The 23,113-nt window shown below is 67.9% G+C and carries 24 protein-coding genes; 16 read left to right on the top strand and 8 right to left on the bottom strand.

What is annotated here, in order from left to right:
- Nucleotides 1–53 precede the first annotated feature (53 nt).
- From ACSFBE_RS08695 to accD, 12 genes are all read left to right on the top strand, one after another.
- Nucleotides 54–194, top strand: a complete 141-nt coding sequence (locus ACSFBE_RS08695; RefSeq protein WP_435489974.1) for an entericidin A/B family lipoprotein — start codon at nucleotides 54–56, stop codon at nucleotides 192–194.
- Nucleotides 195–377: 183 nt separating this feature from the next.
- Nucleotides 378–1,334: a LysR family transcriptional regulator gene (locus ACSFBE_RS08690; protein ID WP_435489973.1), complete on the top strand. Its 957-nt coding sequence runs from the start codon at nucleotides 378–380 to the stop codon at nucleotides 1,332–1,334.
- A 41-nt stretch (nucleotides 1,335–1,375) separates the two neighbouring features.
- Nucleotides 1,376–2,797, top strand: a complete 1,422-nt coding sequence (gene leuC, locus ACSFBE_RS08685) for a 3-isopropylmalate dehydratase large subunit (protein ID WP_435489972.1) — start codon at nucleotides 1,376–1,378, stop codon at nucleotides 2,795–2,797.
- 15 nt (nucleotides 2,798–2,812) lie between these two features.
- On the top strand, nucleotides 2,813–3,469 hold the full coding sequence (leuD, locus tag ACSFBE_RS08680; protein ID WP_435489971.1) for a 3-isopropylmalate dehydratase small subunit: 657 nt from the start codon (nucleotides 2,813–2,815) through the stop codon (nucleotides 3,467–3,469).
- Nucleotides 3,470–3,506: 37 nt separating this feature from the next.
- Nucleotides 3,507–4,595, top strand: coding sequence for a 3-isopropylmalate dehydrogenase (gene leuB / locus ACSFBE_RS08675; RefSeq protein WP_435489970.1), 1,089 nt, complete (start codon nucleotides 3,507–3,509; stop codon nucleotides 4,593–4,595).
- A gap of 89 nt (nucleotides 4,596–4,684) precedes the next feature.
- A complete protein-coding gene (asd, locus tag ACSFBE_RS08670; protein WP_435489969.1) occupies nucleotides 4,685–5,854 on the top strand; it encodes an aspartate-semialdehyde dehydrogenase in 1,170 nt (389 codons plus the stop codon).
- A 144-nt stretch (nucleotides 5,855–5,998) separates the two neighbouring features.
- Nucleotides 5,999–8,629, top strand: coding sequence for a FimV/HubP family polar landmark protein (locus tag ACSFBE_RS08665; RefSeq protein WP_435489968.1), 2,631 nt, complete (start codon nucleotides 5,999–6,001; stop codon nucleotides 8,627–8,629).
- 43 nt (nucleotides 8,630–8,672) lie between these two features.
- Nucleotides 8,673–9,467, top strand: a complete 795-nt coding sequence (gene truA, locus ACSFBE_RS08660) for a tRNA pseudouridine(38-40) synthase TruA (RefSeq protein ID WP_435489967.1) — start codon at nucleotides 8,673–8,675, stop codon at nucleotides 9,465–9,467.
- Nucleotides 9,468–9,490: 23 nt separating this feature from the next.
- On the top strand, nucleotides 9,491–10,183 hold the full coding sequence (locus ACSFBE_RS08655; protein WP_435489966.1) for a phosphoribosylanthranilate isomerase: 693 nt from the start codon (nucleotides 9,491–9,493) through the stop codon (nucleotides 10,181–10,183).
- 53 nt (nucleotides 10,184–10,236) lie between these two features.
- Nucleotides 10,237–11,502, top strand: coding sequence for a tryptophan synthase subunit beta (gene trpB, locus ACSFBE_RS08650; RefSeq protein ID WP_435489965.1), 1,266 nt, complete (start codon nucleotides 10,237–10,239; stop codon nucleotides 11,500–11,502).
- Entirely contained in the window at nucleotides 11,499–12,344 is an 846-nt protein-coding gene (gene trpA, locus ACSFBE_RS08645) for a tryptophan synthase subunit alpha (protein ID WP_435489964.1), read from the top strand. Before trpB ends, trpA begins: the two co-directional genes overlap by 4 nt.
- A gap of 22 nt (nucleotides 12,345–12,366) precedes the next feature.
- Nucleotides 12,367–13,239 (top strand): acetyl-CoA carboxylase, carboxyltransferase subunit beta, encoded by an 873-nt coding sequence (gene accD, locus ACSFBE_RS08640; protein ID WP_435489963.1) that lies wholly within the window; start codon nucleotides 12,367–12,369, stop codon nucleotides 13,237–13,239.
- Nucleotides 13,240–13,254: 15 nt separating this feature from the next.
- On the opposite strand, the gene ACSFBE_RS08635 is transcribed toward accD, so the two are convergent.
- Nucleotides 13,255–13,815 (bottom strand): YggT family protein, encoded by a 561-nt coding sequence (locus ACSFBE_RS08635; RefSeq protein ID WP_435489962.1) that lies wholly within the window; start codon nucleotides 13,813–13,815, stop codon nucleotides 13,255–13,257.
- A 140-nt stretch (nucleotides 13,816–13,955) separates the two neighbouring features.
- Here ACSFBE_RS08635 and ACSFBE_RS08630 point away from each other — a divergent pair, with 140 nt between their 5' ends.
- From ACSFBE_RS08630 to ACSFBE_RS08615, 4 genes are all read left to right on the top strand, one after another.
- A complete protein-coding gene (locus ACSFBE_RS08630) occupies nucleotides 13,956–14,606 on the top strand; it encodes an LON peptidase substrate-binding domain-containing protein (RefSeq protein WP_435489961.1) in 651 nt (216 codons plus the stop codon).
- A 94-nt stretch (nucleotides 14,607–14,700) separates the two neighbouring features.
- Nucleotides 14,701–16,233, top strand: a complete 1,533-nt coding sequence (gene lysS, locus ACSFBE_RS08625; RefSeq protein WP_435489960.1) for a lysine--tRNA ligase — start codon at nucleotides 14,701–14,703, stop codon at nucleotides 16,231–16,233.
- Complete coding sequence (locus ACSFBE_RS08620; protein WP_435490009.1) at nucleotides 16,227–17,498, top strand: Hsp70 family protein; 1,272 nt, start codon at nucleotides 16,227–16,229, stop codon at nucleotides 17,496–17,498. Before lysS ends, ACSFBE_RS08620 begins: the two co-directional genes overlap by 7 nt.
- On the top strand, nucleotides 17,495–18,037 hold the full coding sequence (locus ACSFBE_RS08615) for a YgjP-like metallopeptidase domain-containing protein (protein ID WP_435489959.1): 543 nt from the start codon (nucleotides 17,495–17,497) through the stop codon (nucleotides 18,035–18,037). Before ACSFBE_RS08620 ends, ACSFBE_RS08615 begins: the two co-directional genes overlap by 4 nt.
- Here ACSFBE_RS08615 and nagZ read toward each other — a convergent pair.
- The 7 genes from nagZ to ACSFBE_RS08580 are packed head-to-tail and all read right to left on the bottom strand — an operon-like array spanning nucleotide 18,022 to nucleotide 23,099.
- Nucleotides 18,022–19,092: a beta-N-acetylhexosaminidase gene (gene nagZ / locus ACSFBE_RS08610; protein ID WP_435489958.1), complete on the bottom strand. Its 1,071-nt coding sequence runs from the start codon at nucleotides 19,090–19,092 to the stop codon at nucleotides 18,022–18,024. The two genes, ACSFBE_RS08615 and nagZ, sit on opposite strands and share 16 nt — an antisense overlap.
- Complete coding sequence (gene acpS / locus ACSFBE_RS08605; RefSeq protein WP_435489957.1) at nucleotides 19,089–19,496, bottom strand: holo-ACP synthase; 408 nt, start codon at nucleotides 19,494–19,496, stop codon at nucleotides 19,089–19,091. Before acpS ends, nagZ begins: the two co-directional genes overlap by 4 nt.
- Nucleotides 19,493–20,269 (bottom strand): pyridoxine 5'-phosphate synthase, encoded by a 777-nt coding sequence (locus ACSFBE_RS08600; protein WP_435489956.1) that lies wholly within the window; start codon nucleotides 20,267–20,269, stop codon nucleotides 19,493–19,495. The genes acpS and ACSFBE_RS08600 overlap by 4 nt, the downstream gene beginning before the upstream one ends.
- 5 nt (nucleotides 20,270–20,274) lie before the next feature.
- Complete coding sequence (gene recO / locus ACSFBE_RS08595; RefSeq protein WP_435489955.1) at nucleotides 20,275–21,045, bottom strand: DNA repair protein RecO; 771 nt, start codon at nucleotides 21,043–21,045, stop codon at nucleotides 20,275–20,277.
- A gap of 7 nt (nucleotides 21,046–21,052) precedes the next feature.
- The gene (gene era / locus ACSFBE_RS08590; RefSeq protein ID WP_435489954.1) at nucleotides 21,053–22,030 is read right to left on the bottom strand and encodes a GTPase Era; all 978 of its coding nucleotides are present in this window, start codon (nucleotides 22,028–22,030) and stop codon (nucleotides 21,053–21,055) included.
- The gene (gene rnc, locus ACSFBE_RS08585; protein ID WP_435489953.1) at nucleotides 22,027–22,722 is read right to left on the bottom strand and encodes a ribonuclease III; all 696 of its coding nucleotides are present in this window, start codon (nucleotides 22,720–22,722) and stop codon (nucleotides 22,027–22,029) included. Before rnc ends, era begins: the two co-directional genes overlap by 4 nt.
- 2 nt (nucleotides 22,723–22,724) lie before the next feature.
- Nucleotides 22,725–23,099, bottom strand: a complete 375-nt coding sequence (locus ACSFBE_RS08580) for a DUF4845 domain-containing protein (RefSeq protein ID WP_435489952.1) — start codon at nucleotides 23,097–23,099, stop codon at nucleotides 22,725–22,727.
- Nucleotides 23,100–23,113 lie beyond the last annotated feature (14 nt).

Here is a 23,113-nt window from a genome sequence, read left to right as displayed (position 1 = left end):
GAGAGTGACTCCACGCTCATTACCGTCAACAAACCGCTCGAAGGAGTTCTGCCATGAAGAAACTTACCGCACTGATCGCCATCGTCTTTGCATTCGGCGTGCCGCTGGCCGGGTGCAACACCGTGAAGGGCGCTGGCCAGGACATCCAGAAGGGTGGCGACAAGCTCGAGGACGCTGCCAAGAAGCGTCAGTAAACCAACCCACGCCGGCAACGGCGGGTCGAGACAGAAGGCGGGCTGCGAGCCCGCTTTTTTTTCGCGGGCGCGACGGCGCGGCGGCGCACATCGTGCACCGGCACACGGGCCATCGCGGATCACGATGGCGTGGGCGGCCGCTCTCAGGGAGAATAGCGATCCCACCTCTTCCCACACGATGCCGTGACCGCGTCCGAACGGACCTTCGCCCGCCGAATCGACCTGACTTCGCTCCAGCTCTATGTGGCTGTGTGCGAGTTGGGCAGCATCGGCCGCGCGGCGGAGCGCGAATTCATCGCCGCCTCGGCCATCAGTAAGCGACTGTCGGACCTCGAGGGCACGCTGGGCACTCCCCTGCTCTACCGCCACGCCCGCGGCGTGGACCTCACGCCGGCCGGCGAGAGCTTGCTGCACCACGCACGTTCGGTGCTCTACAGCCTGGAGAAGATGCAGGGCGAACTCAGCGAATACGCCGAGGGTGTGCGCGGTCATGTCCGGGTGCATGCCAACATTTCGGCCATCGTGCAGTTCCTGCCCGAAGACCTGGGCGCCTTCCGCCGCCAGCACGAGGCCATCAAGATCGACCTGGAGGAGCACCTGAGCACCGAGGTGCTGCGGGCGGTACAGGAAGGCGCGGCCGACCTGGGCATCTGCCACGCGGCCGGCGGTGGCAGCGAACTTCAGAGCCTGGCCTACCGGCACGACCATCTCGTGCTGATCGTGCCGGCCGGTCATCAGCTGGACAGCCGGCCGGCCGCCGCCTTTGCGGAATCCCTCGATTTCGATCACGTCGGCCTGCACACCAACAGCTCGATCTACGTCGCCACCCGCCAAGCCGCGCTCGATGCCGGCCGCACCATCAAACTGCGCATCCACGTGACCGGCCTCGACGCCATGTGCCGGATGATCGAGAACGGGCTGGGCATCGGCGTGATGCCGGGCCGCGCCTTCGAACTCATGCGCGGCGGCATCGGCCGGCGTCTGGTCGGCATTGCCCTGAGCGACCCCTGGGCGCACCGCGAGATCCGGCTCGTGGCGCGCGACTTCTCGACCCTGCCGGTGGCCGCACGCGCGCTGGTGGCGCACCTGCAGGCCTCCGGCGCCGCCTCCGAACAAGAAGCGCTCGGCCTGGCCGCCTGAGCACGGACAATCACCCTCCCCACGAAAGACAAGAGACCGACATGGCACGCACGCTCTACGACAAGCTCTGGGACGAACACGTCGTCCACACCGAGGACGACGGCACCGCGATCCTCTACATCGACCGCCATCTGGTGCACGAGGTCACCAGCCCGCAGGCTTTCGAAGGCCTGCGCGAAGCCGGTCGCAAGCTGTGGCGCATCAGCTCGGTCGTCGCCACGGCCGACCACAACACGCCGACCACCGGCTGGGAGCGCGGCTACGAAGGCATTGCCGACCCGACCAGCAAGGAGCAAGTCACCACGCTGGACAAGAACATCGCCGAATTCGGCGCCGCCGCGTTCTTCCCGTTCCTGAGCAAGCGCCAGGGCATCGTGCACGTGATCGGCCCCGAGTCGGGCGCCACGCTCCCAGGCATGACGGTGGTCTGCGGCGACTCGCACACCTCCACGCACGGCGCTTTCGGTGCCCTGGCGCACGGCATCGGCACCAGCGAGGTCGAGCATGTGATGGCCACGCAGACGCTGCTGGGCAAGAAGGCGAAGAACATGCTCGTGAAGGTCGAGGGCAAGCTGCCTTTGGGCTGTACGGCCAAGGACATCGTGCTCGCCATCATCGGCCGGATCGGCACCGCCGGCGGCACCGGCTACACCATCGAGTTCGCCGGCTCGGCCATCCGCGACCTGAGCATGGAAGGCCGCATGACGGTCTGCAACATGGCCATCGAAGGCGGCGCGCGCGCCGGGCTGGTGGCGGTCGACGAGAAGACCATCGCCTATGTGAAGGGCCGGCCGCTCGCGCCCACGGGCGTGGAGTGGGACCATGCCGTGACCTACTGGCGCACGCTGCAGTCCGACCCAGGCGCGCATTTCGACGCGGTGGTCGAGCTCGACGCGACGCAGATCCAGCCGCAGGTGACCTGGGGTACCTCGCCCGAGATGGTGGTCGCCATCAACGGCCGCGTGCCCGATCCGGACAAGGAAAAAGACGCCAGCAAGCGCGGTGCGATCGAGCGCGCGCTGGTCTACATGGGCCTGGAGCCCAACAAGGCGATGAACGACATCTTCATCGACAAGGTGTTCATCGGCTCCTGTACCAACAGCCGCATCGAGGACATGCGCGAAGCCGCCGCCGTGGTGAAGAAGCTCGGCCGGAAAGTCGCGAAGAACGTCAAGCTCGCGCTGGTCGTGCCCGGCTCGGGCGTGGTGAAGGAACAGGCTGAGCGCGAAGGGCTCGATGTGATCTTCAAGGCCGCGGGCTTCGAATGGCGCGAACCCGGCTGCTCGATGTGCCTCGCGATGAACGCCGACCGGCTGGAGCCCGGCGAGCGCTGCGCATCCACCAGCAACCGCAACTTCGAAGGCCGCCAGGGCGCCGGTGGGCGCACCCACCTCGTGAGCCCGGCCATGGCCGCGGCCGCTGCAGTGCATGGCCACTTCGTCGACGTTCGCCAATTCGCCTGACCGAGGAGACACACCATGCAGAAATTCACCGTGCACCAGGGCCTCGTGGCCCCCATGGACCGAGAGAACGTCGACACCGACGCGATCATTCCGAAGCAGTTCCTGAAGTCGATCAAGAAGACCGGCTTCGGCGTCAACCTGTTCGACGAATGGCGTTACCTCGACCACGGCGAGCCGGGCCAGGACCCGGCCACGCGCAAACCGAACCCCGACTTCGTGCTGAATCAGCCCCGCTATGCGGGGGCCTCGGTGCTGCTGGCGCGCAAGAACTTCGGCTGCGGCTCCTCGCGCGAACACGCGCCGTGGGCGCTCGACCAGTACGGCTTCCGCGCCATCATCGCGCCCAGCTACGCCGACATCTTCTTCAACAACAGCTTCAAGAACGGCCTGCTGCCGATCGTGCTGCCCGAGACGCAGGTGGCGCAGCTGTTCGACGAGGCCTTGGCCTTTCCGGGCTACCAGCTCACCATCGACCTGGAACGGCAGGTGGTGGTGAAGCCCGACGGCACCGAGCTCGCGTTCGACGTCCAGGGCTTCCGCAAGTACTGCCTGCTCAACGGGCTGGACGACATCGGCCTCACGCTGCGCCACAAGGACAAGATCAAGGCCTTCGAAGCCGAGCGGCTGGCGCAGAAGCCGTGGCTCGCCCACACCATGCTCGCGAACGCCTGAGCGCCGCCGACCCCTTCACCCTCAACACACGACCAGAATGAAAATCGCAGTCCTCCCCGGAGATGGCATCGGGACCGAAATCGTCGCGGAAGCGATCCGCGTGCTCGACGCCCTCGAGCTCCCTTTCGAGATGGAAACCGCGCTGGTGGGCGGTGCCGCCTACGACGCCCACGGCCATCCGCTGCCCGACGCCACGCTCAAGCTCGCGAAGGAAGCCGACGCGGTGCTGTTCGGCGCCGTCGGCGACTGGAAGTACGACACGCTCGAGCGCCAATTCCGCCCCGAGCAGGCCATCCTCGGGCTGCGCAAGAACCTGGGCCTGTTCGCCAACTTCCGCCCGGCCATCTGCTACGAGCAACTGGTGGACGCATCGAGCCTCAAGCCCGAACTGATCGCCGGCCTCGACATCCTGATCATCCGCGAGCTGACCGGCGACATCTACTTCGGCCAGCCGCGCGGGCGCCGCACCGCGGTGGACGGCCACTTCCCCGGCGCCGAAGAGGCCTTCGACACGATGCGCTATTCGCGCCCCGAGGTCGAGCGCATCGCCCGCGTCGCCTTCGAGGCCGCCCGCAAGCGCAGCAAACGCGTGACCAGCGTCGACAAGGCCAACGTGCTCGAAACCTTCCAGTTCTGGAAGGACATCGTGACCGAGGTCGGCAAGGACTACCCGGACGTCGAACTCGACCACATGTACGTCGACAACGCCGCCATGCAGCTCGTCAAGGCGCCGAAGAAGTTCGACGTGATCGTCACTGGCAACATGTTCGGCGACATCCTGTCGGACGAGGCGGCCATGCTCACCGGCTCGATTGGCATGCTGCCGTCGGCCTCGCTCAATGCGAGCAGCCAGGGCCTGTACGAACCCAGCCACGGCAGTGCACCCGACATTGCCGGCAAGGGGGTTGCCAACCCATTGGCTACAATCCTGTCTGCTGCCATGATGCTCCGCTTCTCCCTCCAACAACCCGAAGCTGCCGACCGAATCGAGTCGGCGGTCAAGTCGGTGCTCGCCGCCGGGCTGCGCACGGGCGACATCTGGTCGGAAGGCACGAAGCGCGTCGGCACCCGCGAAATGGGCGACGCGGTCGTAGCAGCAATCACCAAAAAGACGATTACCGGCTAACCGCAGCCCGCTTCGTCACGCCCCTCCCCGGCTCGACGAGCCGGGCGCCAAGAGAAACCACTTTTTCTTTCTTGATAGGGCACATGGAAATGACGAACGCATCTCAACCTCTGGTCGGCCTCGTGGGCTGGCGTGGCATGGTCGGCTCGGTCCTGATGGACCGCATGCAGGCCGAAGGCGACTTCGGGCTCATCGAGCCGATGTTCTTCTCGACCTCCAACGCCGGCGGCAAGGCCCCGGCGATGGCCAAGAACGAGACGGTCCTGAAGGACGCCCACGACATCGAGTCGCTCAAGAAGTGCGACATCGTCATCACCTGCCAGGGCGGCGACTACACCAGCGACGTGTTCCCGAAGCTGCGTGCCGCCGGCTGGAATGGCCACTGGATCGACGCCGCCTCCACGCTGCGCATGAAGGACGACGCGATCATCGTGCTCGACCCGGTCAACTTGCCCGTCATCCAGAACGCCTTGGCCAAGGGCGGCAAGAACTGGATTGGCGGCAATTGCACCGTGAGCTGCATGCTGATGGGGGTGGGCGCACTCTACAAGGCCGGCCTGGTCGAGTGGATGACCAGCATGACCTACCAGGCGGCATCGGGCGGCGGCGCCCAGCACATGCGCGAACTGCTGACGCAGTTCGGCACGCTCAACGCCGAGGTCCGCGCCCTGCTGGACGACCCGAAGTCGGCCATTCTGGAGATCGACCGCAAGGTGCTGCACAAGCAGCAGAGCCTCAGTGCCGCCGAAACCGCCAATTTCGGCGCGCCGCTCGGCGGCTCGCTGATTCCCTGGATCGACAAGGACCTGGGCCTTGGCAAGAACGCGGACGATGCCGAGTGGGGCCTGTCCAAGGAAGAATGGAAGGGCGGCGCCGAAACCAACAAGATCCTCGGCCAGGGCGCCGGCTTCGGCAACGCGGCGACGCCGGTCGACGGCTTCTGTGTGCGCGTCGGCGCCATGCGCTGCCACAGCCAGGCGCTGACCTTCAAGCTCAAGAAGAACGTGCCGATGGCCGACATCGAAGCCCTGATCGCCGCGGACAACGCCTGGGTCAAGGTCATCCCGAACACCCGGGAAGCGACGGTGAAGGATTTGACCCCGGTCGCAGTGACCGGCACCATGGACATCCCGGTCGGGCGGCTGCGCAAGCTGGCGATGGGACCGGAGTACCTGGGCGCTTTCACCATCGGCGACCAGTTGCTCTGGGGCGCTGCCGAGCCGCTGCGGCGGATGCTCCGCATCCTGCTGGACGCGTAAAGCCTCACCCTCGTTGCTCTGCTGCAACGGGCTGGCCATGCCGAAGTTGGCGCGCACTGGGTCGGACGGCCTGTCGCCTTGTCAGTGCCGAATGATGATGTTAACGTCCTCTTACACTTTGGGCCGCGGTGCCCCCTTTTCAGCATGACAAGACATCCGTTGCCTGCGGCCCGCGATTCGGCCATCCGCCCGAAACCGGGGGCACGCGGTCGTGCCCGGCTCTCCCTGCTCAGTGTGGCCATTGCCGTGGGCCTCGGCTCGGCCTTCTTCGAGGCCCACGCCCTGTCGCTCGGGCGGATGAACGTGCAGTCGTCGATCGGCGAACCCTTGCGCGCGGAGATCGAGATCGCCGAAATGAGCGCCGCAGAGGCCGACGGCCTGCGGGTGAGCGTCGCGTCGCAGGAGGCCTTCCGCGCCGCCGGTGTGCCTTACAACGCCGCCCTTTCCGACGTGCGCAGCGCGCTCCAGCGTCGCCCTGACGGCCGCTACGTCATTCGGCTGACCAGCAACCGCTCCGTCTCCGACCCCTTCATCGATCTGCTGCTGGAAGCCAGTTGGAACACCGGGCGCGTCGTTCGCGACTACACGGTCCTGCTGGACCCGCCGGCCAGCCGGTCGGCGGCCGCTCCCGCCGCACCGGTGGCGCCGCAGATCAGCCTCGGCACCGGGCCGGCTTCCATTCCGACGCCTTCGGCGCCCTCGGCGCGCCGGGCCGCCCGGCCTACAGTCGCCGCCGCCACACCGACACCGGCCGAAGCGCCGGCACCGGTGCGAACGACCAGCGGCAATGCGGCAGGTCAACAAGTCACGGTCCAGCCCGGGGACACCGCCAGCAAGATCGCCGGCGCCTACAAGCCCGCAGACGTCTCGCTCGACCAGATGCTGGTGGCCATGCTGCGCGCCAATCCGGATGCCTTCATCGGCGGCAACATGAACCGCATGAAGGCGGGCGCGGTGCTCGACCTGCCGGACGCCTCGCAAGCCGCCGCGACGCCCTCCGCCGACGCGCGACGCACGGTGACGGCGCAGAGCCGTGACTTCGGCGACTACCGCCGCCGTCTGGCCGAGAACGCACCGGGTTCACGCGTGGCCGAAGCCGGCCGGCAGAGCGCAGGCAAGCTGCAGGCCAGCGTGGAAGACCGCAGTGCGGCTGCAGCAGCCCCCGACAAGCTCACCATCGCCCAGGCCCGCGCCGCTGAAGACCGGCTGGCGCAGAGCCGCCAGGCGCAGGAGAGCAACGCCCGCGTGGCGGAACTCTCGAAGAACATCAGCGACCTGAACAAGCTTCAGTCGGCCGGTGCCGCAGCACCGGCGGGCGCAGCGCCCACCTCGCCAACCACGCCCGCCGCGGCACCACCGGCCGCCGCGAGCCCCTCGGCTACGCCGGTGGCAGTCGCCGCATCGGCGGCCACCCCACCGCGGCCCGCGGTGGTTGCGCCCGCCGCCGCGACGGCCGCCTTGACGCCAGCGCCGGCTTCCGCAGCGGCCTCTGCGCCGACAGCCGCCCCGGTGCCGACGCCGAAGCCGGCAGCGAAACCCGCCACGGCGCCCACATCACCGGAGCCGAGCTTCTTCGACGAACTGCTCGACAACCCGCTGATGCTCGGCGGCGGCGCGCTCATCCTGCTGCTCCTGGGCTTCCTCGGCTACAAGGCCGCAAAGCGCCGCCGGCAGGATGCCGGTGAAAGCGTGTTCCTGGAAAGCCGCCTGCCGAAGGATTCGTTCTTCGCCTCCAGCGGCGGCGAATCGGTCGACACCAAGAACCGGTCGATCGTCTCGTCGCTGTCCTATTCGCCCAGCCAGCTCGACGCCGGCGACGTCGATCCGGTGGCCGAGGCCGATGTGTACCTGGCCTACGGCCGCGACCTTCAGGCCGAGGAAATCCTGCGGGAAGCGCTGCGCATCAATCCCGAGCGCGTGGCCATCCACCTCAAGCTGCTCGAGATCCATGCCAAGCGGCGCGACCTGCGCGCCTACGAGGCACTGGCCTCGGATGTCCACAAGCTGACCGGCGGCCAGGGCAACGACTGGAACCGCGTGGTGGAGATGGGCAAGGAACTCGACCCCGGCAATCCGCTGTATGAATCCGGCGTGCGCCCGGTCGGCGACAGTGCCGCAGCGGCGGCGGTCGCAGCCACGGCCATGGCCGCTGCAGTGGCCCCAGCGCCCGCAGCACCGCCGGTCGCCGTGCCACCTCCGCCGGCCTTTGTCCCGTCCGTGGCACCGCTGGACTTCGACCTCGACCTGAACCGCCCGACGTCGGACGCGCCGATCACCCTGGCGCCACCGATCAGCGAACCGGCCCCGGTCAGCGCCAGCCTGCCACCGCTCCCGGCGCCCGCGCCGGAGCGCTTCACGCAGGCACCGCGCGACATCGCGCCTCCGAGCCCACCGCCCGCCGACTTCGACACCGACTTCAACACGGCGCCCGCGGCGCTGGAGATGCCGCGCATGTCCTCGTCAATGCGGGCCGAGGAGCACACCCAGCCTGAGACGCTGCGTGGCAGCCTGCCCGGTGATTCCGGCTTCATCGAGTTCGACATGAGCGCGCTCGCGGGCCTGAACCATCGTGAATCGAACGACACCGAACCCGGCCGGCTCGAACCGCTCGACGAAGCCAACGACAACCCGCATGCGATCAAGCTGTCGCTGGCCCGTGAACTGCAGGCCCTCGGCGACACCGAAGGTGCCCGCTCGCTGGTCGAGGAAGTCGAAGCCGAAAGCTCGGGCGACCTGAAGGTTCAGGCCAAGCAACTGCTGGCCCAGCTGGCCTGAGAGGGCTGACACGACGCATGCGCCGGCGGCCCGTTCGACACCCGTGAGGCTGGCCCTCGGCGTTCGCTACAACGGCCAGGCCTACCAGGGCTGGCAGAGCCAGTTGTCCGGCCAGACGGTGCAGGACAAGCTTGAAAGCGCCTTGCGGCGCTTTGCCGACCGGCCGATTTCCACACTGTGCGCCGGCCGCACCGACGCCGGTGTGCACGGGCTGATGCAGGTGGTCCACTTCGACACCGACGTCGAGCGCACGCCCTTCTCCTGGGTGCGTGGCACCAACCGCTACCTGCCCGACGACATCGCCATCCAATGGGCGCATCCGGTGCCCGACGCCTTCCATTGCCGGGCCAGCGCCCTCGCCCGCCGCTACCTCTATGTGCTGTCGCAGTCACCGGTGCGCCCCAGCCTCGATGCAGGGCGGGTGGGCTGGTCGATGCGCGCGCTGGACGGCGACGCGATGCGCGCGGCCGCGGCCCTGCTGATCGGCGAGCACGACTTCAGCTCCTTCCGCGCCTCCGCCTGCCAGGCCCGATCGCCGGTGAAAACGATGCGGCGCATCGCCGTCACCCAGAAGGACGTTTCGCCGGACGGCGAGCGCTGCCAGTGGCACTTCGAGTTCGAGGCGGATGCCTTCCTGCACCACATGATCCGCAACATCATGGGCTGCCTGGTCCGCGTCGGGCAGGGCGACGAACGGCCGGCTTGGATCGCCGAGGTGCTGGCGGCGCGCAGTCGCAAGGTGGCGGCGCCGACCTTCTCGCCGGCCGGGCTGTACTTCGTCGGGCCGCTGTACGACGCGGCCTGGGGGCTCCCGGCAGAGGCCACCCTGCCTGCCTGAGGCGCTGCGTATGATCGGCCGGCATGAGCGCCACCGCACGCACCCGCATCAAGATCTGCGGCCTCACCCGTGAGGCCGACCTCGAGGCTGCCGTCGACGCCGGTGCCGACGCGGTGGGCTTCGTGCTCTATCCGGCCAGCCCGCGGGCCGTCACCGCCCAGCGTGCGGCAGCGCTCGCCGCGCGCCTGCCCCCCTTCGTCACACCGGTGCTCCTGTTCGTGAACGAAGCGCCGTCGCAGGTGATGAGCGCGCTGGCCGCCGTGCCCGGTGCGATGGCCCAGTTCCACGGCGACGAGACCCCCGCGCAATGCCAGGAAGCCAGCGGCCGGGGAACGTACCGTTACATGCGTGCGGCCCGCATTCCACTCGGTGTGGCGGGGGCAGACTTCGACCTCGTAAAATACGCTTCCGATTTCTCCCACGCCAACGCCATCCTGCTCGACGCCCATGTCGACGGGTTCGGCGGTGGCGGCAAGGCATTCGATTGGTCACTTCTTCCAACCGCCGTCGACGCTCACCTCGTCTTGAGTGGTGGACTCACACCTGCAAACGTGGCCGATGGCATTCGCCAACTCCGGCCGCGATGCCCCTCGCTGGCCGTTGACGTGAGTTCTGGCGTCGAGATGGATGGCCCTGGCAACAAGGGCATCAAGGACGCCGGAAAGATCCGCGATTTCATCGCTGCCGTGCGCGCAGCCGACCTCGCACCCCTTTGACCGGCCGCACCGTCTCTTTGTCGACGGGCGCGACCCCATCGATCGAGAGAATCATGCAGACCTACCAACAACCCGATGCCGCCGGCCACTTCGGCCCCTACGGCGGTACTTTCGCGAGCGAGACGCTCACCCACGCCATCGCCGAACTGCGCGAGGCGTATGCCAAGTTCAAGGATGACCCGGCCTTCCTCGCCGAATTCCACTACGAGCTCAAGCACTTCGTCGGCCGGCCCTCGCCGGTCTACCACGCAGCGCGCACCAGCCGCGAGATGGGCGGCGCGCAGATCTACCTGAAGCGCGAGGACCTGAACCACACCGGCGCCCACAAGATCAACAACGTGATTGGCCAGGCCATGCTCGCCAGGCGTATGGGCAAGCCGCGCGTGATCGCCGAGACCGGCGCGGGCCAGCACGGCGTGGCGACCGCCACCATCTGCGCCCGCTACGGCCTCGAATGTGTGGTCTACATGGGCAGCATGGACGTGAAGCGCCAGAGCCCCAACGTCTACCGCATGAACCTGCTGGGCGCCACCGTGGTGCCGGTCGAATCGGGCAGCAAGACGCTGAAGGACGCGCTCAACGAGGCGATGCGCGACTGGGTCACCAACGTGGAGAACACCTTCTACATCATCGGCACCGTCGCCGGGCCGCATCCCTACCCGATGATGGTGCGCGACTTCCAGAGCGTGATCGGTACGGAATGCATCGCGCAGATGCCGGCCATGCTGGCCGACGGCGGCATCGCGAACCCGCAGCCCGACGTGGTCGTCGCCTGCGTGGGCGGTGGCAGCAACGCGATGGGCATCTTCCACCCGTACATCCCTTTCGAAGGCACCCGCCTGATCGGCGTCGAAGCGGCCGGCGAAGGCTTGGACAGCGGCAAGCATTCGGCCTCGATTCTGCGTGGCAGCGCCGGCGTGCTGCACGGCAACCGCACCTACCTGCTGCAGAACGAGGACGGCCAGGTGACCGAAACGCACAGCATCAGCGCCGGGCTGGACTACCCCGGCGTCGGCCCGGAGCACGCCCACCTGGCAGACATCGGCCGCGCCGAATACGTCGGCATCACCGATGCCGAAGCGCTGGACGCCTTCCACTACCTGTGCCGCACCGAAGGCATCATCCCGGCGCTCGAATCGAGCCACGCGGTGGCCTATGCGATGAAGTTGGCCAAGACGATGCGGCCGGACCAGTCGATCCTGGTGAACCTCTCCGGGCGCGGCGACAAGGACATCGGCACGGTGGCCGATCTCTCGGGTGTCGACTTCTACGACCGGCCCTCGATGCGCGGCCTGAGCGTGAAGGGAGGCAAGGCATGAGCCGCATCGCAGCAGCCTTCGAGGCACTTCAAAAAGATGGGCGCAAGGCGCTCATCCCTTACGTCACAGCCGGCTTTCCTTACGCCGACATCACGCCCGAGCTGATGCACGGCATGGTCGCCGCGGGCGCCGACGTGATCGAGCTCGGCGTGCCATTCTCCGACCCGATGGCCGACGGCCCGGTGATCCAGAAGGCCGGCGAAGCGGCGCTGGCGCTGGGCGTCGGCACGAAGCAGGTGCTGGCGATGGTGGCCGCCTTCCGCCAGAAGGACGACCGCACGCCGGTGGTGCTGATGGGCTACGCCAACCCGGTCGAGCGTTACGACGGCGTGCACGGCAAGGGCAGCTTCATCCGTGACGCCGCAGCGGCCGGCGTCGATGGCCTGCTCGTCGTCGACTATCCGCCCGAGGAATGCGAGGATTTCGCCGCCGACCTGCGCGCCGCCGGCATCGACCTGATCTTCCTGCTGGCCCCCACCAGCACCGACGCGCGCATGGCGCAAGTCGGCCGGATCGCGACCGGCTACGTCTATTACGTGTCGCTCAAGGGCGTGACGGGCGCCGGCCACCTCGACACCGAGGCGGTCGGGCGGATGATCCCGCGCATCCGCGAGCACGTGAGCGTGCCGGTCGGCGTGGGCTTCGGCATCCGTGACGCGGGCACGGCACAGGCGGTCGGGTCGGCGGCCGATGCGGTGGTGATCGGCACCAAGATCATCCAGCTGATCGACGGCCAGCCGCGCGACGAAGTGGTGCCGCGGGTGCGCGAATTCCTGACCGAAATCCGCCAGGCACTCGACGCCTTGCCGGCCGCAACGCCCAAGAACGCGTCTGGTCGATAATCCCCGCTCTCCAGGAGACCCCATGAGCTGGCTAGAAAAACTGCTTCCCCCGAAGATCGCGCAAACCGACCCGAGCGAGCGCCGCCAGGTGCCCGAAGGGCTCTGGATCAAATGTCCCAGTTGCGAGACGGTGCTCTACAAGACCGATCTCGAGCACAACCAGAACGTCTGCCCGAGCTGCGCGCACCACCACCGCATCGGCGCGCGGGCCCGGCTCGACGCCTTTCTGGACGCCGAAGGGCGCTACGAACTCGGCCAGGAAGTGCTGCCGGTCGACGCGCTGAAGTTCAAGGACAGCCGCAAGTACCCCGAGCGGCTCAAGGAGGCGCTGGAAAACACCGGCGAAACCGATGCCCTGATCGTCATGGGCGGCTCGGTGCACAGCATCAGCGTGGTGGTCGCCTGCTTCGAATTCGAGTTCATGGGCGGCAGCATGGGCAGCGTGGTCGGCGAGCGCTTCGTGCGCGGCGTCGAAACCGCCATCGAGCAGAAAGTGCCCTTCATCTGCTTCACCGCCACCGGCGGTGCGCGCATGCAGGAAGGCCTGCTGTCGCTGATGCAGATGGCCAAGACCAACTCGGCGCTCACCAAGCTGGCGAAGAAGGGCCTGCCCTACATCAGCGTGCTGACCGACCCGACCATGGGCGGCGTGAGCGCCGGCTTCGCCTTCGTCGGCGACGTGGTCATCGCCGAGCCCAAGGCGCTGATCGGCTTCGCCGGCCCCCGCGTGATCGAGTCGACCGTGCGCGTGACGCTGCCCGAGGGCTTCCAGCGCGCCGAGTTCCTGCAGACCAAGGGCGCCGTCGACTTCATCAGCGATCGCCGCGCGCTGCGCAAGACGATCGCCAGCACCCTGGCAATGCTGCAGCGCCTGCCCGCCGACGCGGTGACCTGACGCCGGCGGGCCCCTTCAGCGGCCCAGCCCCCAAACCGCCCCCATCAGGCTGCCCAGCGCGATCGCGACGACCTGCAGCAGCACGATGGCGGCCAGCGGCGACAGATCGACGCCGCCGACCAGCGGAATGACGCGGCGCAGCGGCCGCACGATGGGTTCGGCCAGGCGCGACACCAGGTCGAGCAGCACCGACGACGCGCCCGGCACCCACGACAGCACCGCATAGACCACCAGCAGGGCCGTCAGCCCCGACACGGCCAGTTGGGCCAGGCCGACGAGCGACACCAGCGGCAGGATGGCCATGCGGCTGAAGTTGCCGATCAAGAGCCACAGCAGCAGGAACTTCACCATCACCAGCAGCCACGCCGCAATCAGGCTGGCCAGGTCCCAGCGCTTGAGCGCCGGCACGATGCGCCGCAGCGGCATCACGATCCAGTCGGACACGGCGAAGATGAAGCGGCCCAGCGGGTTGCCGAAAGGCACGCGGTGGTACTGCATGTAGAGCCGAAGCAGGCAAGCGCCGCCCAGGAGGCCGACGATGACGTCGAGCAGAAAAGAAGGGATCTGGTAGAGCATGGCGCAGTGGGCGTGAACGGAAGGCGATGATAGTCAGGCGCCCGCCACCCGCGTCGACCGGGCGCGAGGCCCCAAGGGTTTTCTGCACCGGCCTCGATCTGCTAGGGTGGATGGCCAAAGAAACACTGCCAGTCGCCACCATGCAGACGCCCCCTCCGATCCCCTCGCCGCTGGCGCTGTTTCCCCTCGGGTCGGTGCTGTTCCCGGACGGCTTCCTGCCGCTGCGCATCTTCGAGGTCCGCTACCTCGACCTGATCGGCCGCTGCCACAAGCACGGCCTGCCCTTCGGCGTGGTGAGCCTGACCCAGGGCGACGAAGTGCGCGTGGCCGGTGCCGATGCCGAGCGCTTCGCCGCCATCGGCACCCTGGCCACGATCCGCAGTTTCGAGACGCCACAATCCGGGCTGATGCAGATCGAATGCATCGGCACTCAGCGCTTTCGGGTGCGCAGCAGCGAGCTGCAGAAGTATGGCCTCTGGACCGCCGAGGTCGAGGCCCTGGCCGACGACCTGGCGCTTCCCGTTCCCGACGACCTCCAGCATGCGGCGGATGCGCTGCGCCGGCTGGTCGACACGCTGGAGGAGCGCCGGCGGACCGAACAGCAGGAAGCGCTGCGCCTGCCGATCGCCGAGCCCTACCGCTTCGACGACTGCGGCTGGGTCGCGAACCGCTGGTGCGAATTGCTGCCGATGCAGACGGAACTGAAGCAGCGCCTGATGGAACTCGACAGCCCGTTGATGCGGCTCGAACTGGTGAGCGATCTGCTGGCGCGCAACGGCATTTCCGGCTGAGCCATCGGGCCGGGGCACGGCACGGCGCAGAGAGGCGGCGGGCTAAAATGGCGGGTTTTGCGCGGCACCGCTCGTGCCATCCAGCCTCCTTCCCATGACCGAACCCACGACCTCCCCCGCGCCCGCGATCGACGACAACCAGCTGATGGCGGAGCGTCGCGAGAAACTCAAGGCGCTGCGTGCGGCGCAGGCCGGCGGCAAGGAGGTCGCCTTCCCGAACGACTTCAAGCCCGCACACCGTGCCGCGGCATTGGTCACGGCGCATGGCGGCACCGAGGCCGAGCCGCTCGAGGCGCAGGCGGTCACGGTCAGCGTGGCCGGCCGCATGATGCTCAAGCGGGTGATGGGCAAGGCCAGTTTCGCGACGCTGCAGGACGCCACCGGCCGCATCCAGCTCTACGTCACGCGCGACGCGCTCGGCGAAGAGGCCTACGCGGCCTTCAAGCATTACGACCTGGGCGACATCCTCGGCGCCGAAGGCACGCTGATGAAGACCAAGACCGGCGAGCTGTCGGTCAAGGTGAGCAAGCTGCGGCTGCTCACCAAGAGCCTGCGCCCGCTGCCCGACAAGTTCCACGGCATGGCCGACCAGGAGCAGAAGTACCGACAGCGCTACGTCGACCTGATCACCGACGAGACCGCGCGTGAACGCTTCAAGGCGCGCAGCAAGGCCGTGAGCGCGCTGCGCGAATTCATGGTGGCCAACGACTTCATCGAGGTCGAGACGCCGATGCTGCACCCGATTCCCGGCGGTGCCAACGCCAAGCCCTTCAAGACGCACCACAACGCGCTCGACCAGGAGATGTTCCTGCGCATCGCGCCCGAGCTGTACCTCAAGCGCCTGATCGTCGGCGGCTTCGAGCGCGTGTTCGAGATCAACCGGAGCTACCGCAACGAAGGCATCTCGGTGCGGCACAACCCCGAGTTCACGATGATGGAGTTCTACGCGGCCTACTGGAACTACCAGGACCTGATGGACTTCACCGAGATGATCATCCGCACGATCGCAAAGAAGACGGTCGGCAGCGAGCAGCTCACGTACGGTGGCAAGGCCGTCGACCTGAGCCAGCCCTTCGAGCGGCTGACGATCCGCGAGGCGATCCTCAAGCACACCGAGGCCGGCGCGAATGTGGACGACACCGCCTGGCTCATCAACGCCTTGCGCAAGGTCGGGCTCAGCGAAGAGAAGAACAAGCTGTCGCAGCGCAGCCTGGCCAGCCTGCAGGTGATGTACTTCGAGGAGACGGTCGAAGAGAAGCTGTGGCAGCCGACCTTCATCATGGAACACCCGACCGAGATCTCGCCGCTGGCGCGCGCCAACGACGACCGGCCGGAGGTCACCGAGCGTTTCGAGCTCTACATCACGGGCCGAGAGTTCGGCAACGGCTTCAGTGAGCTGAACGACGCCGAGGACCAGGCCGCGCGCTTCAACGCGCAGGTGGCGGCCAAGGACTCGGGCGACGACGAAGCGATGTTCTACGACCACGACTTCGTGCGCGCGCTGGAGTACGGCATGCCGCCCACCGGTGGCTGCGGCATCGGCATCGACCGCTTCATGATGCTGCTGACCGACTCGCCGAGCATTCGCGACGTGATCCTGTTCCCCGCCCTGCGTCGCGAATCTTGAGCACGTCGAACGCCGGCATCGGCATCGATTTCGGCACCTCCAATTCGGCGATCGCCTGGGCGGTCGATGGCGGCATCGCCCAGGCGCTGCCGCTCGAGGGCGCGGCCACGACCATGCCGACCGCCCTCTTCTACAACGCCGAAGACCGCCGCACGCACTTCGGCCGTGACGCCGTCGCCATGTACCTGGCGGGCGTCGAAGGTCGGCTGATGCGCTCGCTCAAGAGCCTGCTCGGCAGTTCGCTGATGCAGGAGACCACGGCGGTGTACGACGGCCTGGTGAGCTTCCAGGACATCGTCGCGCGCTTCCTGCACGAGCTGGGCACGCGCGCCGAGCAGACGTTGGGCCATCGACCGCAGCGCGTGGTCATCGGCCGGCCGGTGCACTTCGTCGACGACGACGCCAAGCGCGATCGGCAGGCAGAAGACAGCCTGCGCGACGCCGCACGCGCGGCGGGCTTTCGCGACATCGGCTTCCAGTTCGAGCCGATCGCCGCGGCCTTCGACTACGAACAGCGCGTCACGAAGGAATCGCTGATTCTCATCGTCGACATCGGCGGCGGCACGTCCGACTTCACGGTGGTGCGCCTCGGGCCGGAGCGCGCCGCGCAGGCCGACCGCAGCGGCGATGTGCTGGCCACCAGCGGCGTGCACATCGGCGGCACCGACTTCGACCAACGCCTGAACCTCGAGCGCGTGATGCCGCAGCTGGGCTTTCGCCACCACGACGCGCGCGGCCGCGAAGTGCCGAGCAAGGTCTTCTTCGAGCTCTCGTCCTGGCACCTGATCAACTGGCTGTACGCGCCCAAGGCCGTGCGCCAGGCGCAGGAACTGCGCACCAGCTATGCCGACACGAAGCTGCACGACCGGCTCATGACGGTGCTGGAAGAACGTTACGGCCACCGCATCGCGAGCGAGGTCGAGCAGGCCAAGATCGACGGCTCGGTCAGCGATGCGGCCGTGACCATCGACCTTTCCTTTGTCGAGCACGGCCTTGGCGCCGCGATGACCCCGGACGACATGGCGCAGCAACTCGCCGAATCGCTCGGCAAGGTGGTCGCCAGCGCGCACGAGTGCGTACGGCGCGCCGGCCTGCGCAGCCACGACCTCGATGCGATCTACCTGACGGGCGGATCGTCCGCGCTGCGGCCCTTCCAGCAGGCGCTGCGACGCGGCTTTGCCGGCGTGAAGCTGGTCGAGGGCGACCTGTTCGGCGGCGTCGCGGCCGGCCTCGCCTACGCGGCCCGCGACGCGCGGACGGTGTGAAGTACATCGCGCACTACCCGCCTGCCCTGCAGGCGCAGGTGCGCGCGCTGATGGCCGAGCAGGGCCTCGGGCCGATGCTGCGGAAGCGCTACCCGGCGGCGCATGCGGTGCGGACCGACCGCGCGCTCTACGACTACGTGATGGCGCTCAAGTCCGAGTTCCTGCGCAACGCCGATCCGCTGTCGAAGGTGATGTTCGACAGCAAGCTGCACGTCATCCGCCACGCGCTGGGCACGCACACCACCGTCTCGCGCGTGCAGGGCAGCAAGCTGAAGGCCAAGCGCGAAATCCGCGTGGCCAGCCTGTTCAAGGCCGTGCCACTCGAATGGCTGCGGATGATCGTCGTGCACGAGCTCGCCCACATGAAGGAGCGCGAGCATGACAAGGCTTTCTACGCGCTGTGCACGCACATGGAGGCGGACTACCACCAGCGCGAGTTCGACCTGCGGCTGTATCTGACACACCTCGAGGCCGGCGGGCCACGGCTGTGGGACGTGGAAGCCGCGACCGAAGCGGCGGCGCGTCAGGCCGGCAACTGAGACAGCGCCCGGCGATAGGCCGGCGACACGACCAGCGCGTCCCATGCCAGTGCCGGTGACTGCGGCAGCAGCGTCCGTCGCCGCGCCTCGCCCGCCGCGTCGGGCTGCCAGCGTCCGGCCTTGGCAACGGCTCTGAAACCGTCGAGCAGTTCATCGAGCGGCGCGCCGTCGCCGACGCTCTGGTTGCAGAGCATCGCCAGGTCGCAGCCAGCGTCGAGCGCTGCCAGCGCCGCATCGGTGTAGCTGAGCAGCCGGCCGTCGATGTAGCGGCCGGCTTCCATGCTGAGGTCGTCACTGAAGATTGCGCCGTCGAAGCCCAACCGGCTGCGCAGGATGTCCTGCAGCCACTTCGACGAGAAGCCCGCCGGCCGCGCATCGACCTTGGGGTAGATCACATGCGCCGGCATGACGGCCGCCAGCGTGCCGGTGAGCCATTCGAAGGGCCGCGCATCGTCCGCCAGGATTGCCTTCAGGCTGCGCCGGTCGACCGGAATGGCGACATGCGAATCGGCCTTGACGAAGCCGTGCCCCGGAAAGTGCTTGCCGCAATTGGCCATGCCCGCTTGCAGCAAGCCGTGCATCAGGCTCTTGGCCAGCAGCGCGGCGACGCGCGGGTCGCGGTGGAAGCTGCGGTCGCCGATCACCGAACTCTCGCCATGGTCCAGGTCGAGCACCGGCGCGAAGCTGAAATCGACGCCGACGGCGCGCAGCTCGCTCGCCAGCACGAAGCCGGCCGCCGTGGCGGCCTGCACGGCGCGCATCGCGTCGTCCATCCACAGCGCGCCCAGCGTGCGCATCGATGGCAGCCGGGTGAAGCCGTCGGTGCGAAAGCGCTGCACCCGCCCGCCCTCGTGGTCGACGCAGATCAGAAGGTCGGGCCGGATCGCCTTGATCTCGGCATTGAGGGCCTGCATCTGCGCACGGCTCTGCCAGTTGCGGGCGAAATGGATCACGCCGCCGACCTGCGGGTGGGCAAGGCGGCGGCGGTCGTCGGTCGTGAGTTCGATGCCGGCGACGTCGATGACGAGCGGGCGTTGCGTGACGGGAGCACTCATGCGGTGGGAGGCGTGTTCTGTTCGACGACCACGAAGCTTGCCGCGTAATCGGTTTCGTCGGTGACGGTGACGTGGGCCGTGAGCCCGCGCGCCTCGAACCATTCCTTGAGCGCGCCGTGCAGCACGATCACCGGCTTGCCGCTGCGCTCGTTGGCGATCTCGCACAGGCGCCAGCTCATCGGCATGCGCATGCCCATGCCGACCGCCTTGCTGAAGGCTTCCTTGGCAGAAAAACGGGTGGCGAGGTAGCTCAGGCCACGCTTGGGCCAGCGGGCGCTGCGCGCCTGCCAGACGGCGAATTCACCGTCGCTCAGCACCTTGCGCGCGAAGCGCTCACCCTGGCGCTCGAAGGTGGCGGCGACGCGGCGGACGTCGCAGATGTCGGTGCCGATGCCGTAGATCACGCGGTGCGCGACGCAGGCGGTGCGTCGTCGATGCAGCGCAGGTAGGCGCGCGTGGTCGCGGCGTAGCCCAGTTCCAGCGCGTCGGCCACGAAGGCGTGGCCGATCGACACCTCCTTCACGCCGGGCACCGCGCGCAGGAAGTCGGCGAGGTTCTCCTGGCTCAAGTCGTGGCCGGCATTGACCTCCAGGCCGACGGCCTGCGCCGCACGCGCCGTGTCGGCATAGGCAGCCAGCACGGTGTCCGCCTGCGGCGTGCCGCGCGAGGCGGCGTAGCCTTCGGTGTAGAGCTCGACGCGGTCGGCGCCGACGGCTTTCACCGCGGCCATCATCGCCGGCAGCGGATCCATGAACAGGCTGACCCGCACGCCGAGCGCCTTCGCCTCGGCGATCAGCGGGCGCAGCCGCTCGGCATCGTCGGGAAAGGTCCAGCCGTGGTCGCTGGTCGACTGGCTTTCGCTGTCGGGCACGAAGGTGGCCTGGTGCGGCCGACACTGGCGCACGAAATCCATCAGGTTGTGGAAGGGGTTGCCCTCGATGTTGAACTCCACGCCCGGCCAGTCGCGCGCGAGCAGCGCCGACAGCTCGTGTACGTCCTGTGCGCGGATGTGGCGAGCGTCGGGCCGCGGATGCACCGTGATCCCCGTGGCGCCGGCTTCGAGGCAGGCGGTCGCCGCCACCAGCACGCTCGGAATACCGAGCTGGCGCGTGTTGCGCACCAGCGCAACCTTGTTGAGGTTGACCGACAGGGCGGTGGACGAGGAAGGCGTGGTCATGGACATCAGAGGGCTTGCAGGTCCCGCATCATCTGACGGGTCCGCAGGGTGGAGACGCCGCAATGGTAGTTCAGCAGGATGCGCAGCTGGGTGCGCAAGGCGCCGTTGCTGCCGGCACTCAAGGTGGCGACGCAGCGCAGCGTGGCGGTGAACGGGGCACGGTCGTCCAGCGCGCGCTGCAGCGCCTGCCAATCGGCACCCGCCAGCGCCGTCTCGTCGTCGGTCGCCGCGCGAAGGCCGGCTTCGGGCAGCAGCGTGTAGCGCGTGGATTCGGAAAGCGGCGTGAGCGTCAGCGTCACCGCATCGAGCACCGGCAGCAGCCCGACCTCGCGCAGCAGCAGCAACTCGAAAGCGCGGATCGCGGCGGCCTGGGTCGCCGCCTGCGCGCCGGCATGCTCACCGGCCAGCACCTCGACCACGCCGGCGTAGGCGTCGAACAGCGCTTCGTGCGCATCGTCGCGGGCCAGCAGGCGCAGCAGCAACTCGTTGACGTAGTAGCCCGACAGCAGCGATTCGCCGGTCGGCATCACATGGCCGCCCATCCACTCGGCGGCCTTCAGGGTGCGGATCTCGGCGTCGCCGCCGTAGTTGAGTTGCAGCGGCTGCAACGGCAGCAGCACCGGGCGGAAGTTGGAACTCGGCCGCTTGGCGCCCTTGGCCACCAGCGCGATGCGCCCATGGTGGCGGGTGAAGGCTTCCAGAATGACGCTCGACTCGCTCCAGTCGTAGCGGTGCAGCACGTAGGCCGGTTCGTGGGAGACGCGGTGGGTGGCCACCTGCGGGCTATTCGTAGCCGAAGCTGCGGACGCGCGCCTCGTCGTCGGCCCACCCGGACCGCACCTTGACCCACAGCTCGAGGAACACCTTGGCGTCGGCCAGCTTCTCCAGCTCGACGCGGGTTTCCATGCCGATGCGCTTGATGCGCTCGCCCTTGTCGCCGATCACCATCGCCTTATGGCCGTCGCGCTCGACCACGATGGTGGCGGCGATGCGCAGCAGGCGCTTCTGGCCCTTCTTCTGCGGCGGCTCTTCCTCGAACTTGTCGATGATCACGGTCGAGGTGTAGGGCAACTCGTCGCCGGTCAGGCGGAACAGCTTCTCGCGCACCAGCTCGCCGGCCAGGAATTTCTCGCTGCGGTCGGTGAGTTCGTCCTCCGCATAGAACCAGGGCTGTTCGGGCAGGTACTTGGCGCAGATGCCGAACAGGCGCTCCACGTCCTTGGCGTTCTTGGCCGACATCGGCACGAACTCGGCGAAGGCGTGCTTGGCCTGCATGGTCTGCAACCAGGGCGCGATGTCGCCGCGGCGGTGTACGTTGTCGAGCTTGTTGGCCAGCAGCACGGTCGGGATGCCCTTGCCCAGCAACTTGAGCACCCGCTCGTCGGCGGGGGTGAAGCTGCCGGCCTCGACCACGAACAGGATCAGGTCGACGTCGCCGACCGCACCCTGCACCGTCTTGTTGAGCGACTTGTTGAGTGCGTTGGCATGCAGCGTCTGGAAGCCGGGCGTGTCGACGAAGACGAACTGCGTCGGACCCAGGGTGCGCATGCCGGTGATGCGGTGGCGCGTGGTCTGCGCCTTGCGGGAGGTGATGCTGATCTTCTGGCCGACCAGCGCATTGAGCAGCGTCGACTTGCCGACGTTCGGCTTGCCGACGATGGCGATCAGGCCGCAGTGCTGCGGCCCCTGCGCAGTAGCCTCGGGCGCCGCAGGGGCGATGTCTTCTTCGGGAGCCTCAGGGGCGTCGTGGGTGGTGGTCATGTTGCTTTCGTACCGCGCGCCTTGAGCTTGATCATCATTGCCGCCGCAGCGGCCTGCTCGCCAGCGCGGCGCGAGCCACCGATGCCGCGCTCGGTCAGCCCCATCTCGGGCACCTCGCATTCGACATCGAAGGTCTGTTTGTGGGCTGCGCCGAGCGTGCCGACCACGCGGTAGACGGGCAGCTTCATTTTGTGCCCCTGCAGCCATTCCTGCAATTCGGTCTTGGGGTCCTTGGCGGCCGCGTCCATGCGCGGTGTGATCTCGACCGCCTCGTAGAGCTGGTGCACCATCGCCTGCGCGGCGGCGTAGCCGGCATCGAGATAGACAGCGCCGATCAGCGCTTCCAGCGCGTCGGCCAGGATGGAGGGTCGGTTCTGGCCGCCGGAACGGGCTTCGCCCTCACCCAGCCGCAACAGCGGCGACAGCGCGAGCTTGACCGCGAGTTGGTGCAGGGTGTCCTGCTTGACCAGGTTGGCCCGCACGCGCGACAAATCGCCCTCGGGCAATTCGGACAGCCGCACGTACAGCAGGTGCGAAACCGCGAGATTCAGGACGGAGTCGCCGAGGAATTCGAGCCGCTCGTTGTGATCGGCCGAGAAGCTGCGGTGCGTCAGCGCGAGCTGGAGCAGCCGCGCGTCGGCGAAGGTATGCCGAAGGCGGGCCTGCAGCGCAGCAAGAGCGCCCTCCGTCACGGTCAGCGGGATTGGCCCTGGCCCTTGTACTTGAGTACCAGGTAGGCCGGGCCGAAGAGATGGATCTCGCGGTCGTACGCGAAGCCGACGACCACCTTGTCGCCGACCTTCTGCACGTCGAGATCCTTGCCGCTGACCGACTTGAAGTCGTCGATGGCCTGGGCGCGGTCGAAGATAGTGCGAACTTCAGGCACGGTGCTGCCTTCGGCCGCCTTCGTGGCCGCCTTCTGGATCGCCTGGTATTCGATCAGCGTCGGGATCACCTGCGCCACCACCACGCCGACGCACGCCAGCACGATGGCGACGAACAGCAGGCCGATGAACGAAATACCGCGCTGCCTCGATGCCGAGACCGACCGCTGTGCCCTCAGTGCCATTGCATACCCCTCGA

This window comes from Variovorax sucrosi, assembly GCF_051216635.1.
GTDB lineage: Bacteria > Pseudomonadota > Gammaproteobacteria > Burkholderiales > Burkholderiaceae_C > Variovorax.
Note: the sequence above shows the minus strand (reverse complement) of the source record. Positions and strands in the feature narration are given on the sequence as shown.

Excerpts from the sequence above, each read along its gene's own strand:
- ACSFBE_RS08695 (WP_435489974.1), top strand. The coding sequence starts at position 54 with ATGAAGAAACTTACCGCACTGATCGCCATCGTCTTTGCATTCGGCGTG.
- leuC (WP_435489972.1), top strand. The coding sequence starts at position 1,376 with ATGGCACGCACGCTCTACGACAAGCTCTGGGACGAACACGTCGTCCAC.
- leuD (WP_435489971.1), top strand. The coding sequence starts at position 2,813 with ATGCAGAAATTCACCGTGCACCAGGGCCTCGTGGCCCCCATGGACCGA.
- leuB (WP_435489970.1), top strand. The coding sequence starts at position 3,507 with ATGAAAATCGCAGTCCTCCCCGGAGATGGCATCGGGACCGAAATCGTC.
- asd (WP_435489969.1), top strand. The coding sequence starts at position 4,685 with ATGACGAACGCATCTCAACCTCTGGTCGGCCTCGTGGGCTGGCGTGGC.
- ACSFBE_RS08665 (WP_435489968.1), top strand. The coding sequence starts at position 5,999 with ATGACAAGACATCCGTTGCCTGCGGCCCGCGATTCGGCCATCCGCCCG.
- ACSFBE_RS08655 (WP_435489966.1), top strand. The coding sequence starts at position 9,491 with ATGAGCGCCACCGCACGCACCCGCATCAAGATCTGCGGCCTCACCCGT.
- trpB (WP_435489965.1), top strand. The coding sequence starts at position 10,237 with ATGCAGACCTACCAACAACCCGATGCCGCCGGCCACTTCGGCCCCTAC.
- trpA (WP_435489964.1), top strand. The coding sequence starts at position 11,499 with ATGAGCCGCATCGCAGCAGCCTTCGAGGCACTTCAAAAAGATGGGCGC.
- accD (WP_435489963.1), top strand. The coding sequence starts at position 12,367 with ATGAGCTGGCTAGAAAAACTGCTTCCCCCGAAGATCGCGCAAACCGAC.
- ACSFBE_RS08635 (WP_435489962.1), bottom strand. The coding sequence starts at position 13,815 with ATGCTCTACCAGATCCCTTCTTTTCTGCTCGACGTCATCGTCGGCCTC.
- ACSFBE_RS08630 (WP_435489961.1), top strand. The coding sequence starts at position 13,956 with ATGCAGACGCCCCCTCCGATCCCCTCGCCGCTGGCGCTGTTTCCCCTC.
- lysS (WP_435489960.1), top strand. The coding sequence starts at position 14,701 with ATGACCGAACCCACGACCTCCCCCGCGCCCGCGATCGACGACAACCAG.
- nagZ (WP_435489958.1), bottom strand. The coding sequence starts at position 19,092 with ATGAGTGCTCCCGTCACGCAACGCCCGCTCGTCATCGACGTCGCCGGC.
- ACSFBE_RS08600 (WP_435489956.1), bottom strand. The coding sequence starts at position 20,269 with ATGACCACGCCTTCCTCGTCCACCGCCCTGTCGGTCAACCTCAACAAG.
- era (WP_435489954.1), bottom strand. The coding sequence starts at position 22,030 with ATGACCACCACCCACGACGCCCCTGAGGCTCCCGAAGAAGACATCGCC.
- ACSFBE_RS08580 (WP_435489952.1), bottom strand. The coding sequence starts at position 23,099 with ATGGCACTGAGGGCACAGCGGTCGGTCTCGGCATCGAGGCAGCGCGGT.